This window comes from Hasllibacter halocynthiae (assembly GCF_003003095.1).
GTDB lineage: Bacteria > Pseudomonadota > Alphaproteobacteria > Rhodobacterales > Rhodobacteraceae > Hasllibacter > Hasllibacter halocynthiae.
In genome coordinates this window covers 626561-644353 of the sequence record NZ_PVTT01000001.1, presented here as the reverse complement: position 1 = coordinate 644353, position 17793 = coordinate 626561, and the positions used below count along the sequence as shown (strand labels likewise).

Below are 17793 nucleotides of genomic sequence, written 5' to 3'. Positions count from 1 at the left end.
ATGGGGAGGGCCCGAATGGCCGACAAGACCGCGAAGCTGAGCTGGGACGACAACACGGTCGAGCTGCCGATCCACTCGCCCACCGCTGGGCCCGACGTGATCGACATCTCCAAGCTCTACGCGCAGGGCGACGTGTTCACCTACGATCCGGGCTTCACCTCCACGGCTTCGTGCGAATCGACGATCACGTACATCGACGGCGAGGAGGGGGTCCTCCTCCATCGCGGCTACCCGATCCAGCAGCTCGCCGAGAAATCGTCCTACCTCGAGGTGTGCTACCTCCTGCTCTACGGCGACCTGCCGACCGCCGCCGAGCTGGAGAAGTTCGTCCACGACGTGACGCACCACACCATGCTGCACGAGCAGATGTACAACTTCACCCGCGGCTTCCGCCGCGACGCGCCGCCCATGGCGATCATGGTCGGCATGGTGGGCGCCATGTCCGCCTTCTACCACGACAGCACCGACATCACCGATCCCTGGCAGCGCGAGGTCGCGGCCTTCCGCATGATCGCCAAGATGCCGACCATCGCGGCGGTGGCCTACAAGTACTCGATCGGCCAGCCCTTCGTGTATCCGCGCAACGACTGCGACTACGCGACGAACTTCCTTCGCATGTGCTTCTCGCTGCCGGCCGAGGACTACATGCCGAACCCGATCCTGTCGCGCGCGATGGACAGGATCTTCACCCTCCACGCCGACCACGAGCAGAACGCCTCGACCTCCACCGTCCGGCTGGCCTCCTCCTCGGGGGCGAACCCGTTCGCCTGCATCGCCGCCGGGATCGCCTGCCTCTGGGGGCCAGCGCATGGCGGCGCGAACAAGGCCGCCCTCGAGATGCTGGAGGAGATCGGGACCCCCGACCGCATCCCCGAGTACATCGCCCGCGCCAAGGACAAGGACGACCCGTTCCGCCTGATGGGCTTCGGCCACCGGGTCTACAAGAACTTCGACCCCCGCGCCGTCGTGATGAAGCAGTCCGCGGACGAGGTGCTCGACCTCCTCGGGATCGAGGACAACCCCATCCTACAGGTCGCCAAGGAGCTGGAGAAGGCCGCGCTCGACGATCCCTACTTCGCGGATCGCAAGCTCTTCCCGAACGTGGACTTCTACTCGGGCATCATCCTCAACGCGATGGGCTTCCCGACCTCGATGTTCACGCCGATCTTCGCCGTCTCGCGCACCGTCGGCTGGGTGTCGCAGTGGAAGGAGATGCTGATGGACCCCAAGCAGAAGATCGGGCGTCCCCGGCAGCTCTACATGGGAGCGACCGAACGGGACTACGTCGAGGTCGAGGACCGGTAGGGACGCGCCCGGTTGGACATCGCCCTCGTCCGCTCCTTCCTCGAGGTCGCAGCGACGGGCTCGTTCGTCGCGGCGTCCGAGCGGCTCTTCGTCACGCAATCGGCCGTGTCCCTGCGCATCCAGCGGCTCGAGGACCAGCTCGGGCAGACGCTGTTCATCCGCTCGAAGGCGGGCGCGCGCCTCACCCAGCCCGGCCGGCAGTTCGAGCGGTACGCCACCTCGATCCTGCGGACATGGGAGGAGGCGCGCCAGCAGGTCTCCCTTCCCGAACGGTTCACCCGCGCCGTCGGCCTCGGGGCGCAGCCGTCCCTCTGGCCCCGCCTCGGCTTCAGGTGGATCGACGCGCTGCGCGCCGGCTGGCCCGAGATCGCCGTGCGCGCCGAGACCGGCAGCGCGGAGGACCTGACGCGGGCGCTCTCGCTAGGCACGCTGCAGGCGGCCCTCCTCTACGCGCCCATCCTGCGGCCGGGCCTGCGCGCGGCCAAGATCCTCTCGGAGGAGCTGGTCCTCGTCTCCACCCGGCCCGGCGACGCGGCGGAGGCCCTGGGGTCGCGCTACGTGATGACGGACTGGGGCCCGGACTTCGCGGCGCGCCATGCGGCCGCCCTTCCCGACCTCTCGCGCCAGGGGGTGACGATGTCGCTCGGCGCGCAGGTGGCGGATTACCTCCTCAAGCGCGACGCGGCCGCCTACCAGCCGGCCCGCTACGTCGCCCGGCACATCGCCGACGGGCGCCTGCACCCGGTCGAGGGCGCGCCGATCTTCGAGTTTCCCGTGTGGTCCGTCTTCCGTCAGGATCTCGCCGGCGAGGCGTCCGTCCCCGTCGACGACGCGCTGCGTTCCGCGGTAGCGGAGGCCGAGGCCGAGCAGGACCGCGTCTTGCAGGCGATAGGCTGATTTTAAATCATGCTATCGGGAAGAATTTCGAATTTCCTTTATCCTGCTGTCAGGAATATGACTGCTGCAACGGAGGCACGAGACGGACCCCTGGCCCATTTCGCCTCCGACCGCTGCGGGCTTCCTGACAGAACCCGCGGCACAAGCGGATGCCCTCGGTCGTTCGCATGCAATCCAGCGCCTCGCGGCGCGCGGCCTGATCGAAAGGATGTGGCCATGAAGACGACGAAGACGATCACCGCGGTCCTGCTCGGGACCCTCTTCCTCAGCGCCTGCAACACCGTGGGGGGCGTCGCGCGCGACACCTACGGCGCGGCCCGCTTCGTGGTGAACCAGGTCGGAGACGACGACTGAGCCGGCAGGCGGCGGCACGGGACCCCCGGGCCGCCGCGACGCCATTCCCGCCCCGGTCGCTCGGCGGATGACCGCGCGTGCAGAACCGGGCATCGGCGGAAAGGCGGGGTTTCGCGGCCTTGTCGCGGAACGGGTTCGGCGCATTGCGCATCACGCCGTATCGCCCGACCAGAAACGAATGATCCGGCCGCAGCGCCGCAGAAGGATGATGTTTCCATGATGATCAAGACCCGTATCTCGGCGATCTTCGCCGCTGCCCTCCTCGCCACCGCCGGCGCCGCACAGGCGCAGGCCGTGCTCGTCGGCACCGAGGCCCTCGACGATCGCGTCGACGACCTCACCGACGTCATCGACGAGGACTTCCGCCGCGGCGAGGACGAGCAGCGGTTCGGCTTCGGCGGCGTCCCCCAGGGCTTCGCGGGCTCCGCGGCCCTCGGCTTCTCGACCACCTCGGGCAACACCGAGACGACCGACATCACGGGTGCCGGGCGCATCACCTATGGCCGGGGCGCCAACGCCTACACGTTCGGCTTCGGCATCGAGTACGGCGAGACCGACGACGAGGAGACCAAGAACGAGGCCTTCCTGGTCGGCGAGTACTCGCGCCAGATCAACGGCCCGCTCTACGCTTTCGGCCTCGGCTCCTACCAGTACGACGAGTTCGGGACCTTCGAGGACGACCTCTTCATCGGCGCGGGCCTCGGCTACCGTATCCTGGCGACGCCGTCGCAGACCTGGCGCGTCCAGGCCGGCCCCGGCGCGCGCTACACCGAGACGCAGCTCGGCGACGACGAGACGGAGCTCGCCGGCCTCATCTCGTCGCGCTACTACCAGCAGCTGACGCCGACGCTCTCGCTGACCAACGACACCGCCGCGCTCTACTCGGACGAGGCGCAGTGGACGCTGCGGAACGATTTCGGCCTCAACTTCGCCATCACGGATCGTGCCTCGACGCGCATCTCCTACGTGACCGACTACGTGTCCGACCCCCTCCCCGGGGCCGAGAGCACCGACAACCGCCTGGGCGTCAGCCTCGTCTACGGGTTCTGACCCCCGGCCCCGCCGGCCACCCCGGAAGGGGTCCGGCCGGCGGGGCCACTGGCCCGCTTCCGGGCCCGGGCCCGGGCGCGCTTCCTACGCGCCCGTCCTTTCTCCCCGCCATGGCCCCCTCAAATCGTCGCGTTGGTCGCGCCCCCGTCCAGAAGCACGTTCTGCCCCACGATGAACCCCGCGTGGACCGAGGCGAGGAAAGCGCACGTCGCGCCGAACTCCTCCGGGGTGCCGTAGCGGCGGGCGGGGATGGTCGCCTTGCGCCGCTCGCGCGCCTCCTCCAGCGTGATGCCTTCGGCCTTCACGACCCCCCGGTCCAGCGCGTCGGCTCGGTCCGTCGCATGGATGCCCGGCAGGAGGTTGTTGATCGTCACCCCCATCGGCGCCACCTGCCGCGCGGTCCCGGCCACGTAGCCCGTCAGCCCCGCGCGCGCCGCGTTGGACAGGCCCAGTTGCGGGATCGGCGCCTTCACCGATTGCGAGGTGATGTTGACCACCCGCCCCCAGCCGCGCTCGCACATCCCCGGCAGCAGCGCCGTCATCAGCAGGATCGGCGCCAGCATGTTCGCGTCGAGCGCGGCCTGGAAGTCCGCCCGTCCCCAGTCGGACCAGTGCCCCGGCGGCGGCCCTCCGGCGTTCGTCACCAGGACGTCGGGCGCGCCCGCCGCCTCGATCACCGCCGCCTGCCCTTCTTCGGTGGTCACGTCCGCAGGGACGGTCGTCACCTCGACGCCGTGCGCGTCGCGTATCGCACCGGCCGCCCGCTCCAGCGCGTCGGCGCCCCGGGCGTTCAGCACGACGTCGCAGCCCGCCGCCGCCAGCGCTTCGGCGCAGCCGCGCCCCAGGCCCTTCGATCCGGCGCAGACCACCGCGCGCCTTCCCCTGATCCCCAAGTCCATCCGATATCCTCCGGCCGTTCGCCGCCGGCCTAGTCCAAGCGCCCGCACCGCGCCATCCCGCAGCGGCCGGCGGCATTCCGGCCGGTCCGCCCGATCTCGCGGCACAGCGGCCCGCGGCGCCCCAGGGTGGCTGGCGCGGCGGCACGGCGCCCGCTAGCCTGCCGCCGGAAAGGGGGACGCCATGCCGCTCGACACGCCAGGGATGGGGCCGCTCGTCGCCATCGACGACCTCCGGGTCGAGTTCGAGACCTCGCAAGGCACCGTCGTCGGGGTCGAGGACGTCTCCTTCGCCATCGCCCCGGGCGAGACGGTCGCCGTCGTGGGCGAGTCCGGCTCGGGAAAGTCCGTCTCCTCCCTCTCGCTCATGCGCCTCGTCGAGTTCGGAGGCGGCGAGATCGTCCGCGGCACGCTGCGCTTCCGGCGGGGCGACGAGACGATCGACCTCGCCACCGCGGACGAGCGGCTGATGCGCGACATCCGCGGCAACGCCATCGGCATGATCTTCCAGGAGCCGATGACCACGCTGAACCCCGTGTTCACCATCGGCCGCCAGTTGACCGAGGGCCTTCGCGTCCACGGCGGCGTCACCCGCCGCGAGGCCGAGGCCCGGGCGACGGACCTCCTGCGCCAGGTCCGCATACCCGAGCCCGAGCGGCGCTTGCGCCAGTACCCGCACGAGCTGTCGGGCGGCATGCGCCAGCGCGTGGTCATCGCCATGGCGCTGATCTGCGAGCCGCGCCTCCTCATCTGCGACGAGCCGACGACCGCCCTCGACGTCACCATCCAAGCCGAAATCCTGGCCCTGATCGACCGCCTCAAGCGCGAGACGGGGACCGCGGTGATGTTCATCACCCACGACATGGCCGTGGTCGCCCAGATGGCCGACCGAGTGGTCGTCATGTACCGCGGCAACCTCGTCGAGACCGGCACCGTCACGGAGATCTTCGAGAACCCGAAGGCCGACTACACGAAGGCCCTGCTCGCCGCCGTCCCCAAGCTGGGCGAGATGCAGGGCAGGCCCGACCCCGAACCCATGCGCATCCTGGGCGCCGAGGACCAGCCCGAGCCGAGGCCGATCCCCCGCACGGGCGTGCCCCTGCTCGAGGTGCGCGGCCTGACCACCCGGTTCCCGGTCCGGAAGGGCCTCTTCCGCCGCACGGTCGCCAACGTCCACGCGGTCGAGGACCTGACCTTCACCCTCAACCGGGGCGAGACGCTGTCGCTGGTGGGCGAGTCGGGCTGCGGCAAGTCCAGCGCCGGCCGCTCGATCCTCCGCCTGGTCGAGCCGACCTCCGGCAGCGTGGTGATGGACGGCACGGACGTGACTGCGCTCGGCCCCTCGCAGATGCGCGGCGAGCGGCGCGAGATGCAGATGATCTTCCAGGATCCGTTCGCGTCCCTGAACCCCACCCGCCGCCTCTTCGAACAAGTGGCCGAGCCCTTGCGCAACTACGGGCTGACCGACGCGATCGACGACCGCGTCCGCGCCCTCTTCGACCGCGTCCACCTGCCCCGCGCCTTCATGCGCCGCTACCCGCACGAGCTGTCGGGCGGCCAACGCCAGCGCGTGGCCATCGCCCGGGCCCTCGCGCTGAACCCCAAGCTGATCGTCGCGGACGAGGCGGTGTCGGCCCTCGACGTCTCGGTGCAGGCGCAGGTCCTGAACCTGATGATGGAGCTGCAGGCCGATCTGGGCCTCGCCTTCCTCTTCATCTCGCACGACATGGCCGTGGTCGAACGGGTCTCCCATCACGTCGCGGTCATGTATCTCGGCCGGATCGTCGAGATCGGGCCCCGCCAGGCGGTGATGGAGGATCCCCGGCACCCCTACACGCGCCAGCTCCTCGCGGCGGTCCCGGTCCCCGACCCGCGGGTGCGCAAGCTGGAGGCGGATCTCGACTTCAAGCCGGTCCCCTCGCCCATCTTCGACCTCTCCTACGACCCCGCACCATCCGAATACGACGAGGTCGCGCCGGGCCACCGCGTCCTGCGGGGCGAATGGGGCGGATTCGAGCGGTCGGACGACCTCGTGCGGGCCGAGAACGCCATCCGCGAGGACGGCGCCCTCCTCGGCGACACGCCCCGCAGGGTCCTCTACGACTAGGGACCTAGCCCGCCTCCTCCACGCCGCGCATCGCGGGCCAGCGCACCGAAGGCTCGACCGGGACGGTCGCGGGGGGCAGGAAGAACTCCTGCCGGACGATGCGCCCGCCCTCGACCTCGAACACCCCGACCGAGCGGACGTCCTGCGCGAAGCGCCCGTCATGCGAGACGAGGCGCCCATGGAACTGCAGCGCGAACCGCCCGGCATCCGTCGTTTGCGGGCCCGACAGGAACGGGCCCGCCACGTCCATCTCCGCGGGCTTCACCAGCGCCGCGCGCGCCTCGTAGGCCGCCCGGATCTCGACATGGCCGCGCAAGGGCGCGCCGACGTCGGACCAGTGGCCCTCGACCACCACCGCCTCCGGGTCGTAGAGGTCGGCCACGGCGTCCACGAGGCGCCCCGCCCGAATGGCGGAGATCAGCGCCTCGGCGATCGCTGTCACGGACATGGCCGCCCCCCAAGCGCGAAGGCGCGCCATCCGCCCAACGCATCCCAAAGGCCCCTTTCGGTCAACCCTGACGCCAAGGAAGCCCGCGCAACGGCCGTTTGCACATCGCCCTGGCGCCGCATACCTGCCGCCCATGGACACGAACCGCCCCGCCCTGCCGCCCGAGATCGCCCGCCGGCGCACGTTCGCGATCATCTCGCACCCGGACGCCGGCAAGACCACGCTGACGGAGAAGTTCCTGCTCTACGGCGGGGCGATCCAGCTCGCCGGCCAGGTCCGCGCCAAGGGCGAGGCGCGGCGAACCCGCTCGGACTTCATGCAGATGGAGAAGGATCGCGGCATCTCCGTCAGCGCCTCCGCGATGTCCTTCGACTACAAAGACTTCCGCTTCAACCTCGTCGACACGCCCGGCCACTCCGACTTCTCGGAGGACACCTATCGCACGCTGACGGCCGTGGACGCCGCCGTCATGGTGATCGACGGGGCCAAGGGGGTCGAATCCCAGACCCGCAAGCTCTTCGAGGTGTGCCGCCTGCGCGACCTGCCGATCCTGACCTTCTGCAACAAGATGGACCGCGAGAGCCGGGACACCTTCGAGATCGTCGACGAGATCCAGGAGAGCCTCGCCATCGACGTGACCCCCGCGTCATGGCCCATCGGGATCGGCGCGGACTTCGTCGGGGTCTACGACATGCTGAACGGCCAAGTCGTGCTGATGGACCGCGCCGACCGCAACGTGGTGGCCGAGCGGATCACCGTCGGGATCGACGACGACGCGCTCGCGGACCATGTCCCCGCCCACCTGATCGGCACCTTGCGCGAGGAGGTCGAGATGGCGCGCGAGCTCTTGCCCCCCCTCGACCCGCAGGCGGTGCTGGACGGGACGATGACCCCGATCTGGTTCGGCAGCGCCATCAACTCCTTCGGGGTGGCCGAGCTGATGGAGGGGATCGGCGCCCTCGCCCCCGAGCCCCAGCCCCAGGCCGCCGAGCCGCGACAGGTCGCCCCGGAGGAGCCGAAGGTCGCGGGCTTCGTGTTCAAGGTGCAGGCCAACATGGACCCCAAGCACCGCGACCGCGTGGCCTTCCTGCGCCTCGCCTCCGGCCATTTCACCCGCGGCCAGAAGCTGACCCACGTGCGCACGAAGAAGCCCATGGCCGTGTCGAACCCCGTCCTCTTCCTGGCGAGCGACCGCGAGCTGGCGGACGAGGCATGGGCGGGCGACATCATCGGCATCCCCAATCACGGCCAGCTCCGCATCGGCGACACGCTGACGGAGGGCGAGGCGATCCGCGTCACCGGCATCCCCTCCTTCGCGCCCGAGCTTCTCCAGAACTGCCGCGCCGGGGATCCCCTTAAGGCCAAGCACCTCGAGAAGGCCCTGATGCAGTTCGCCGAGGAAGGCGCCGCCAAGGTCTTCAAGCCCGCCATCGGGTCGGGCTTCGTCGTCGGCGTGGTCGGCGCGCTGCAGTTCGACGTCCTCGCCTCCCGGATCGAGGGGGAATACGGCCTGCCCGTCCGGTTCGAGCCCTCGCAGTTCACCTCCGCCCGCTGGATCACCGGCCCCAAGGCGGCCGTCGAGGCCTTCGCCGAGAGGAACAAGGGCCACCTCGCCCACGACAACGACGGCGACCTCGTCTACCTCACGCGCCTCCAATGGGACATCGACCGGATCGAGCGGGACCACCCCGAGCTGACGCTGAGCGCCACGAAGGAGATGATGGTGTGACCTGACGGCCGGGAACGCGGCGTCCCCGGGGCCGTTCCCGTTCCTCAAGCGAAGGAAGGAGACCCCAATCATGGCTACGAAGAAACGCGGCAGCGCCCATTGGACCGGCGGCCTGAAGGACGGCAAGGGCACCGTCTCGACCGGCTCGGGCGCGATGAAGGACAACCCCTACGGCTTCAACACCCGCTTCGAGGACGCGCCCGGCACCAACCCCGAGGAGCTGGTCGCGGCCGCCCATGCCTCCTGCTTCTCCATGGCCTTCTCCATGGTGCTCGGCCAGTCCGACCTGACCCCAGGTGCCATCGACACCACCGCCACCGTGACCCTCGAGGAGAAGGACGGCGGCTTCGCCGTCACCAAGTCCCATCTGGAGGTCCGCGCCACCGTGCCCGGCGCCACGGAGGATCAGGTCCGCGAGGCGGCCGAGGGCGCCAAGGCCAACTGCCCCATCTCGAAGCTGCTGAACGCCGAGATCACGATGGACCTCTCCGTCGCCTGACCGGCACGCCGGCCGGCGGACCACCGCCGGCCGGCCTTGCGCGGCGCCCGCTCCCGCGTAACCTCCGCCCGACCGTCCGGAGGAGCCGACCGATGCGCCGCGCCATGATCCCCCTCGCCGCCCTACCCGCCCTGCCCGCCGTCGCCGAGACGGAAGGCGCCGCCGACGCCTGGCACGTCCTGGACCGGATCACCTTCGACGAGGTGGCGACCGAGGACAGCTATGCCGTCCACAAGACCTTCCCCGCCGAGATCGCGGACGGCGCGCCCGCGTTCGAGGTGTCCGGCTACGCCGTGCCCATGGACCTCGAGGGGCGCGAGTTCATGCTCGTCTCCGACCTCGCCGAATGCCCGTTCTGCGGCGCGGGCGACCACGGCGTCACGGTCAACGTCTCCATGGCCGAGCCCATGCCCGGCATCGACGCGTCCCAGCGCGTCGTCCTGCGCGGCGCCTTGATCCCCGTCCACGACCCCGAGACCTGGCAATCCGTGATCCTCACCGATGCGGTGCGCCTCGACGCGTAGGGGCGCCCCCTTGCTTCGTTGACCGAAGCGCCCACATGTCCTAGGGACCGCGCAGCCGCGGCATTCGGCTGCGCGCATATGTGGGACGCGCCGAATCAGCGTCCCGGAACCGCGGCCGCCCAAGGTCGCCACCCAACGGACGCTCATGACGAAATTCGCTGACCTGAACCTCTCCCCAAAGGTTCTCAAGGCGGTCGAGGAGACCGGCTACGAGACCCCCACCCCCATCCAGGCGGGGGCCATCCCCCCCGCGCTCGAAGGACGCGACGTCCTCGGCATCGCGCAGACGGGCACCGGCAAGACCGCCAGCTTCACGCTGCCCATGATCACCAAGCTGGCCCGGGGCCGCGCCCGCGCGCGCATGCCCCGCAGCTTGGTCCTCGCGCCGACGCGCGAGCTGGCCATGCAGGTGGCAGAGAACTTCGACGCCTACGCCAAGCACGTGAAGCTCTCCAAGGCCCTCCTCATCGGCGGCGTCTCCTTCAAGGAGCAGGAGACCCTGCTCGACAAGGGCGTCGACGTGCTGATCGCCACGCCCGGCCGCCTCCTCGACCACTTCGAGCGTGGCAAGCTCCTCCTCTCGGGGGTCGAGATCATGGTCGTGGACGAGGCCGACCGCATGCTCGACATGGGCTTCATCCCCGACATCGAGCGCATCTTCCAGATCACCCAGACCTCGCGCAAGCAGACCCTCTTCTTCTCCGCCACCATGGCGCCGGAGATCGAGCGGATCACCAGGACCTTCCTGAACGACCCTGCCAAGATCGAGGTCGCGCGCGCCGCCACCACGGGCGAGAACATCGCCCAGTCCGTCGTGATGTTCCGCGCCTCGCGCCGCGACCGCGCCGCGACCGAGAAGCGCAAGCTGCTGCGACAGGTCATCGACGCCGAGGGCGAGGGCTGCACCAACGCGATCGTCTTCTGCAACCGCAAGACGGACGTGGACGTGGTCGCCAAGTCCCTGAAGAAGTACGGCTACAACGCCGCGCCGATCCATGGCGACCTCGACCAGTCCACCCGGATGGCGACCCTGGCCTCGTTCCGCGAGGGCCAGCTGCGGTTCCTCGTCGCCTCGGACGTCGCCGCGCGCGGCCTCGACATCCCGGCCGTCAGCCACGTCTTCAACTACGACGTGCCCTCACACGCCGAGGACTACGTCCATCGCATCGGCCGCACCGGCCGGGCCGGACGCTCGGGCGTGGCGGTGATGATCTGCTCCACCGCCGACGAGAGGAACCTCGAGGACGTCGAGCGCCTCATCAAGAGCGACATCCCCCGCGCCGGCGGCGCGCCCGACGAGGCCCCCACGCCCGAGGAAGCCGCCGAGGAGAAGCCGAAGAAGTCCCGCTCCTCCCGCTCGCGGAAGAAGAAGGACGAGGCCCAGAAGCCCGCCGAAGCCGGGCAGGATGCCGCCCCGGCGGGCGAGCGCGAGGAAGGGCCTGCCCGCCCCCCCGAGGTCCCGGTGAAGGCCGAGGGCGGGGAAAGCGACGGCTCGCCTCGCGGCCGCTCCCGCGGTGGGCGCGGCCGGGGCCGCGGGGACGACGACGACCGCGGCCCGACCGGCCCGAAGGTCGTGGGGATGGGCGATCACCTTCCCGGCTTCATCGAGAAGTCCTTCGAGGAACGCCTCGCATCGTGACGGCGGCGGGGCGGGTCGAAGCCCGTCCCGCCGACCCGATGGGGCGCGGGCCCCGGCCCGCCGCCCCGCCCCTCAGGACAGCCGCGACACCACGACGATCACCTCCGGCTTCTTGCCGATCTCGTCGTTCGACACCGCGCGCGCGGCCTTGCGAAGCGCGTCGTCCAGCTTGTCGTCGTCCGCGACCTGCTTCGGCGACAGCGCGTCCACCGTCGCGCCCAGCCGGGCCTCCATCGTCTCGGCCAACGGGCCGGACCTGCCTTCGGCGGGCAGGCCCATCAGCTCGACCCAGGGCTCGCCCAGGACGTCGCCATCCTCGTCCACGATCAGGGTGACGACGCAGGTCCCGTTCAGCGCCATGCGGATGCGGTCGCGCACCACGCCGTCCAGGGCGCCGATCTGCACCTCGCCGTCCTTGTAGATGCGCCCGGCCTCGATGTGCTCGGCCACCTTCGGCGCCTCGCCGGTCAGGTCCAGCATGGTCCCGTTCGTCGCGACGGCGCTGGGAATCCCGGCGGCGCGGGCCATCTCGGCCTGCTTGCGCAGCATCCGGTGCTCGCCGTGCATGGGGATCACCATGGCCGGGCGCATGATCTCGTGCACGCGCTGGATGTCCGGCCCGTTCGCGTGGCCCGAGACGTGATAGGCCGTCTCCTCGTCCGAGACGACGTCCACCCCCTGCTCCGAGAAGGCGTTGACGATCTGAAGCACGCCCCGCTCGTTCCCCGGGATGGTCTTGGACGAGAAGAGGAACGTGTCCCCTTCGGCCATGGTCAGCCCCAGGTACTTGCCGCGGCTCAGCTGCGCCGAGGCTGCCCGCCGCTCGCCCTGGCTGCCGGTGACGACCAGCATCAGGCTCTCGCGGGGGATGTCGCGGGCGTCCTCCAGGTCGACGGTCTCGGGGAAGTCCTCGACCACCCCGGCCTCCTTCGCGGCGGCGACCATGCGTTGCATGGACCGGCCCAGCAGGCAGACGCTGCGCCCCGCCTCCTGGCCCGCGCGGATCATTGACTGGACCCGTGCGACGTTGGACGCGAAGGTCGTGGCCACGACCATGCCGGACGCCTCGGCGACCAGCTCGCGGATGTTGGGCCCGACCAGGGATTCCGACCGCCCCGGATGCGGCACCCAGACGTTCGTGCTGTCGCAGACCAGCGCGTGCACCCCGTCCCCGGCCGCGGCGCGCCAATCCTCCTCGACGAAGCCCTCGCCCACCACCGGATCGGGGTCGAGCTTGAAGTCGCCCGTGTGGAAGATCCGCCCCGCGGGCGTGTCGATCAGCATCCCCGACGCCTCGGGGATCGAGTGGGGGACCGGCATGAAGCTCAGCGTCATCTGCCCGACGGGCACCCCTTCCATCGGGCCCACGACCCTGACGATGCGTCCGGCGTCGAAGCCCTGCTCCTCCAGCTTGCGGCGGGCGTGGATCGCGGTGAACTTCCGAGCATAGACCGGCACGTCCCCCAGCCGGCTGTAAAGATGCCCGACCGCGCCGACATGGTCCTCGTGCGCGTGGGTGACGAACACCGCCTCCAGCCGGTCCCGGTTCTCCTCCAGCCATGCGGTGTCGGGGAAGATCAGGTCGACCCCGGGCGTGCTGTCCATGTCGGGGAAGGTCACGCCGAGGTCCACCAGGACCAGCCGCTCGGCCCCGGGCTCGCCCCATCCGTAGACATAGGCGTTCATGCCGACCTCGCCGGCGCCCCCGAGGGGGAGGTAGATCAGTCTCTCGGTCATTTCATGCTTTCGTTGTGCTTATGGATCACGGTCAGCCCGTGCATGGTCAGGTCCTCCTCGAACGCGTCGAAGAGGGGTTCGGCCTGCTGGAACAGGGGCGCCAGCCCGCCCGTCGCTATGACCTTCATCGGACGCGCCCTCTCGGCGCGGATGCGGGTCGTTATCTCGCGGATGAGGCCGACATAGCCCCAGAAGACGCCCGACTGCATGCAGGCGACGGTGTTGGTCCCCACGACGCGCTGGGGCTTGGTAATGTCCACGTGCGGCAGCGCGGCGGCCGCCTGGTGCAACGCCTCGAGGCTCAGGTTGATCCCGGGCGCGATGGCCCCCCCGACATAGGCGCCGTCGGCGTCCACCACGTCGAACGTGGTGGCGGTGCCGAAGTCCACGATCACGAGGTCGCCGCCGTGCCGGTCGTATGCCCCCGCCGCGTTCGCCAGCCGGTCCGGCCCGACCGTGGTGCCCTCGTCCACCCGCGGGGGGGTGGGCAGGGCCGCGTCGCGCCCCACGACGAGGGGGCGGCACCCGAAATAGCGATCCGCCATGACGCGCAGGTTGAACACGACGCGCGGCACGGTGGCCGAGACGATGACGTCCGTGATGTCCGCGTCCAGCTTCCGGTGCCGGGCCAGCGCCTCGAACCAGACCCAGTACTGGTCCGCCGTCCGCTGCCACTCCGTCGCGGTGCGGAAGGTGGCGAGGAAGCGCGTTCCGTCCCAGACGGAGAAGACCGTGTTCGTGTTCCCGCAGTCGATGCAGAGCAGCATGCCGCCCCCTCTACGCGCAGCGGCGGCGGGGGCAAGCGAAAGCGGCCCCGCCCCGGCCTGGGGACGGCCGACGGGGCACCCGGCAGCATCCCGGACGGCAACCGCTCAAGGCAGCACGTCGCCCGCCGACACGCGCCGCTCGCCCGTCACCGTCGCCAGGACCAGCGCGCCGTCCGGCGCGATCCCTTCCATCCGCCCTTCCACGACCCCGCGCGGAAGGCGCACCGCCACCCGCTCGCCCAACCGGGCGGCGTGCCGCATCCATTCGGCGCGCACCTCGGCGAAGCCCCCGGCGCGCAGCGCCCCTTCCCAGCGGGCGAAGGCCGGCGCCAGCCGGTCGAGGAAGCCCTCCGGCGTGCAGGGCCGATCCAGCGCCACGGCCGGAAGCGCCCCCTCCGGCAGCGCGTCCGAAGGGGGCGCGGCGGCGAGGTTGACGCCGACCCCGACGGCGACGCGCCCCCCCGGCAGCCCCTCCAGAAGGATGCCCGCCAGCTTCCGGCCGCCCAGGAGGACGTCGTTCGGCCACTTCAGCGACAGGCCGGCCTGCCCCCGCACGCCCTCCAGCGCATCCCGCAGCGCGACCGCGGCGACGAAGCTGCGAAGCGGCGCCTCCGCCGGGGGCGCCTCGAACACGCCCGTCGCGGCGAAGTTCCCCTCCGGCATCAGCCAGGACCGGCCGCGCCGGCCGCGCCCGCTGGTCTGCCGGTGCGCCAGGACCCAGAACGGCCCCTCCCGCCCGTCGGCGATCCTGCGCGCCTCCGCCATGGTCGAGGCGCATTCGGGCAGGACGATCCGCTCCACGCCGGCGGGCCAGCCGGCGCCCTCTCCCTCCGGCCTGGCCATGGCTGCGCCGCGCCTCAGCCCGCGATCAACGCCGCCGCCGCGAGGGCCGCCGCGTCGTCCACCCCGAGAAGCGAGATCATCCCCAGCACCATCACCGCAGCCGAGCCGACCAGCATGACGCGCTGGATGGCGTCGCCCCCGCGGTCCAGCTCGTCCGCCTCCTCGCCGAAGAACATCAGGTACACGATCCGCAGGTAGTAGAACGCGCCCACCACGCTCGCCACGACGCCGATCACGGCCAGCCAGACCATGTCCGCCGCGACGGCCGCCTGCAGCACCACGAACTTGGCGAAGAACCCGAGGAAGGGCGGCACGCCCGCCATCGAGAACATCAGGACCAGCATCGACCAGGCGCGGACCGGCTCGTAGCGTGCGAGGCCGCCTAGCGCGCCGATGTCCGGCACCGGGCGCCCGCCCCTCTCCATCAGGAGGATGAAGGCGAAGGCGCCGACGTTCATCGCGATGTAGATCGCCATGTAGAGCAGCATCGCCTCGACCCCGAAGGCCGTCCCGGCAGCCAGGCCGATCAGGGCGTAGCCCATGTGCCCGATGGACGAGTAGGCCATCAGCCGCTTGATGTCCCGCTGCCCGATCGCGGCCACGGATCCCAGGATCATCGACAGCACCGAGAGCAGGGCGATGACCTGCGTCCAGTCCGCCACGGCCAGCCCGAACGCGTCCCAGACGACCCGCGCCAGCAAGGCCATCGCCGCCAGCTTCGGCGCGGTGGCGAAGAAGGCCGCGACCGGGGTGGGCGCGCCCTCGTAGACGTCGGGCGTCCACATGTGGAACGGCGCGGCCGAGATCTTGAAGGCCAGCCCCGACATCACGAAGACGAGGCCGAAGAGAAGCCCCAGCGGCATCTCGCCGAAGGCGACGGTGAACACCCCCGCATAGAGCGTCGTGCCCGCGTAGCCGTAGACCAGGCTGATCCCGTAGAGCAGCAGCCCCGAGGACAGCGCGCCGAGGACGAAGTACTTCAGCCCCGCCTCCGTCGACTTCACGCTGTCGCGCCGGATCGCCGCGATCACGTAGGCCGCCAGCGACTGCAGCTCGAGCCCCATGTAGAGGATGATCAGGTCCCCCGAGGAAACCATGACCATCATCCCGACGACGGCCAGCGTGACCAGCATCGGATACTCGAACCGCAGGAGGTCCCGCCGCTCCAGGTAGTCGACCGCCATAAGCAGCACGGCCGCCGCAGACAGCAGGATGCCGATCTTCGCGAAGCGCGCGAACCCGTCCGCCACGAACATCCCGCCGAAGCCCACGCCGACGCCCTGCATGGTCCCGATCCAGACCGCGAGGGCGACGAACACCGCCGCCGTCACCCAGGTCAGCAGTTTCGCCACCCGGTCCTTCGCGGTGTACACCGCGAGCAGCAGCCCCCCCATCGCGTAGAGCGCGAGGATCAGCTCGGGCAGGATGACTTCCAGGGACGGTCCGATCATTCAGGCGACTCCGCGAAGCGCAGCGCGCCGTCGTGAAGCGCGCGCGCGGTCTCGACCTCCTCCAGCAGCGCGGCCGTGGCCGGCTGGATCGGGTCAAGGATGAAGGAGGGGTAGATCCCCAGGAACAGCGTGAAGGCGACGAGGGGCGCGAAGATCCACTTCTCGCGCGGCGTCATGTCGGTGATCGAGCGCAGGCTCTCCCGGATGAGGTCGCCGAGGACGACGCGCCGGAACAGCCAAAGGCCGTAGCTCGCCGCGAGGATCACGCCCGTCGTCGCCACCACCGCGACCCAGGTGTCGTACTGGAACATCCCCATGAGGGTCAGGAACTCGCCCACGAAGCCGGAGGTGCCGGGCAGGCCGATATTGGCCATCGTGAACAGCAGGAAGACCAGCGCGTAGGCCGGCATCCGGTTCGCCAGGCCGCCATAGGCGGCGATCTCGCGCGTGTGCATCCGGTCGTAGATCACCCCGACGCAGAGGAAGAGCGCGCCCGAGACGAACCCGTGGGAGATCATCTGGAAGACGGCCCCGTCCAGTCCCTGCTGGTTCGCCACGAAGATGCCCGCGGTGACGAAGCCCATGTGCGCCACGGACGAATAGGCGACGAGCTTCTTCATGTCCTCCTGCCGCAGGGCGACGAGGGACGCGTAGACGATCGCGATCGCCGACAGCCACAGCACCAGCGGGGCCATGATCTCGCTCGCCACGGGGAACATGGGCAGGTTGAACCGCAGGAACCCGTAGCCGCCCATCTTCAGCAGGATCGCCGCCAGCACGACCGACCCGGCCGTGGGCGCCTGCACGTGCGCGTCCGGCAGCCAGGTGTGGACTGGGAACATCGGCATCTTCACCGCGAAGGACGCGAAGAAGGCCAGCCACAGCAGCGTCTGGAAGCCTCCCGGCACCGCGCCGTTCAGGATGTACACCGTCTCGGACGGGAAATCGGTCGCCAGCAGGGTCGGGATGTCGGTCGTCCCCGCCGCGACGTAGATCGCGATCATCGCGACCAGCATCAGGACCGAGCCGAGGAAGGTGTAGAGGAAGAACTTGAACGCCGCGTAGATGCGCTCCCTGCCGCCCCAGATGCCGATGATCAGGAACATCGGAATGAGGCCGGCCTCGAAGAAGAGGTAGAACAGGACCAGGTCCAGCGCCACGAACACGCCGATCATCAGCGTCTCGAGGACGAGGAAGGCGATCATGTACTCCTTCACCCGGCTCGTCACCTCCCAGGCCGAGGCGATCACCAGCGGCATGAGCAGCGTCGTCAGCATCACGAAGAGCAGGCTGATCCCGTCCACGCCCAGCTTGTAGTTCAGGCCCAGGATCCACGCCCGCTCCTCCACGAACTGGAAACCGGGCTGGAGGGGGTCGAACTGGAACCAGACGCCCAGCGATATCAGGAAGGTCGCCGTCGTCGCGATCAGCGCCAGCCACTTGGCGTTGCGCTGCGCGGCCTCGTCGTCGCCGCGCAGGAACAGCGCGAGGATCGCCGCCGCGATGGCCGGCAGGAACAGGACGATGGAGAGGAGGTTGCTCATCGG

The 17793-nt window shown here is 70.3% G+C and carries 16 protein-coding genes; 9 read left to right on the top strand and 7 right to left on the bottom strand.

Annotated elements, in window-relative coordinates; translation table 11 throughout:
* The first annotated feature begins 15 nt into the window (after positions 1-15).
* The 4 genes from gltA to BCF33_RS03275 all read left to right on the top strand — a co-directional run bounded on the left by gltA (position 16) and on the right by BCF33_RS03275 (position 3606).
* The gene (gene gltA / locus BCF33_RS03290) at positions 16-1305 is read left to right on the top strand and encodes a citrate synthase (protein ID WP_106159484.1); all 1290 of its coding nucleotides are present in this window, start codon (positions 16-18) and stop codon (positions 1303-1305) included.
* Positions 1306-1317: 12 nt separating this feature from the next.
* Positions 1318-2202 carry a LysR family transcriptional regulator gene (locus BCF33_RS03285; RefSeq protein WP_106159483.1) on the top strand — a complete coding sequence of 295 codons (885 nt, stop codon included), beginning with the start codon at positions 1318-1320 and terminating at the stop codon, positions 2200-2202.
* A gap of 216 nt (positions 2203-2418) precedes the next feature.
* Positions 2419-2556, top strand: coding sequence for an entericidin EcnA/B family protein (locus tag BCF33_RS03280; protein WP_106159482.1), 138 nt, complete (start codon positions 2419-2421; stop codon positions 2554-2556).
* 216 nt (positions 2557-2772) lie between these two features.
* Positions 2773-3606 (top strand): DUF481 domain-containing protein, encoded by an 834-nt coding sequence (locus BCF33_RS03275; protein WP_106159481.1) that lies wholly within the window; start codon positions 2773-2775, stop codon positions 3604-3606.
* Between the two features lie 119 nt (positions 3607-3725).
* On the opposite strand, the gene BCF33_RS03270 is transcribed toward BCF33_RS03275, so the two are convergent.
* A complete protein-coding gene (locus BCF33_RS03270; protein ID WP_106159480.1) occupies positions 3726-4505 on the bottom strand; it encodes an SDR family oxidoreductase in 780 nt (259 codons plus the stop codon).
* A 181-nt stretch (positions 4506-4686) separates the two neighbouring features.
* Between BCF33_RS03270 and BCF33_RS03265 the strand changes: the two genes are divergently transcribed.
* A complete protein-coding gene (locus BCF33_RS03265; RefSeq protein ID WP_245883701.1) occupies positions 4687-6609 on the top strand; it encodes an ABC transporter ATP-binding protein in 1923 nt (640 codons plus the stop codon).
* A gap of 4 nt (positions 6610-6613) precedes the next feature.
* On the opposite strand, the gene BCF33_RS03260 is transcribed toward BCF33_RS03265, so the two are convergent.
* Entirely contained in the window at positions 6614-7087 is a 474-nt protein-coding gene (locus BCF33_RS03260) for a nuclear transport factor 2 family protein (RefSeq protein WP_158259346.1), read from the bottom strand.
* A 103-nt stretch (positions 7088-7190) separates the two neighbouring features.
* Here BCF33_RS03260 and BCF33_RS03255 point away from each other — a divergent pair, with 103 nt between their 5' ends.
* The 4 genes from BCF33_RS03255 to BCF33_RS03240 all read left to right on the top strand — a co-directional run bounded on the left by BCF33_RS03255 (position 7191) and on the right by BCF33_RS03240 (position 11448).
* On the top strand, positions 7191-8786 hold the full coding sequence (locus BCF33_RS03255) for a peptide chain release factor 3 (RefSeq protein ID WP_106159478.1): 1596 nt from the start codon (positions 7191-7193) through the stop codon (positions 8784-8786).
* A 70-nt stretch (positions 8787-8856) separates the two neighbouring features.
* A complete protein-coding gene (locus BCF33_RS03250; RefSeq protein ID WP_106159477.1) occupies positions 8857-9285 on the top strand; it encodes an OsmC family protein in 429 nt (142 codons plus the stop codon).
* 92 nt (positions 9286-9377) lie between these two features.
* Positions 9378-9809, top strand: a complete 432-nt coding sequence (locus tag BCF33_RS03245; protein WP_106159476.1) for a hypothetical protein — start codon at positions 9378-9380, stop codon at positions 9807-9809.
* A gap of 145 nt (positions 9810-9954) precedes the next feature.
* Entirely contained in the window at positions 9955-11448 is a 1494-nt protein-coding gene (locus tag BCF33_RS03240) for a DEAD/DEAH box helicase (protein WP_106159475.1), read from the top strand.
* Positions 11449-11520: 72 nt separating this feature from the next.
* Here the strand turns inward: BCF33_RS03240 and BCF33_RS03235 are convergent, their stop codons facing one another.
* From BCF33_RS03235 to BCF33_RS03215, 5 genes are all read right to left on the bottom strand, one after another.
* Positions 11521-13185 (bottom strand): ribonuclease J, encoded by a 1665-nt coding sequence (locus BCF33_RS03235; protein WP_106159474.1) that lies wholly within the window; start codon positions 13183-13185, stop codon positions 11521-11523.
* Positions 13182-13952: a type III pantothenate kinase gene (locus BCF33_RS03230; RefSeq protein WP_106159473.1), complete on the bottom strand. Its 771-nt coding sequence runs from the start codon at positions 13950-13952 to the stop codon at positions 13182-13184. The genes BCF33_RS03235 and BCF33_RS03230 overlap by 4 nt, the downstream gene beginning before the upstream one ends.
* 105 nt (positions 13953-14057) lie before the next feature.
* Positions 14058-14795 (bottom strand): biotin--[acetyl-CoA-carboxylase] ligase, encoded by a 738-nt coding sequence (locus BCF33_RS03225; RefSeq protein WP_106159472.1) that lies wholly within the window; start codon positions 14793-14795, stop codon positions 14058-14060.
* Positions 14796-14809: 14 nt separating this feature from the next.
* The gene (gene nuoN, locus BCF33_RS03220; RefSeq protein ID WP_106159471.1) at positions 14810-16246 is read right to left on the bottom strand and encodes an NADH-quinone oxidoreductase subunit NuoN; all 1437 of its coding nucleotides are present in this window, start codon (positions 16244-16246) and stop codon (positions 14810-14812) included.
* Positions 16243-17790, bottom strand: a complete 1548-nt coding sequence (locus BCF33_RS03215; RefSeq protein ID WP_106159470.1) for an NADH-quinone oxidoreductase subunit M — start codon at positions 17788-17790, stop codon at positions 16243-16245. The genes nuoN and BCF33_RS03215 overlap by 4 nt, the downstream gene beginning before the upstream one ends.
* Positions 17791-17793 lie beyond the last annotated feature (3 nt).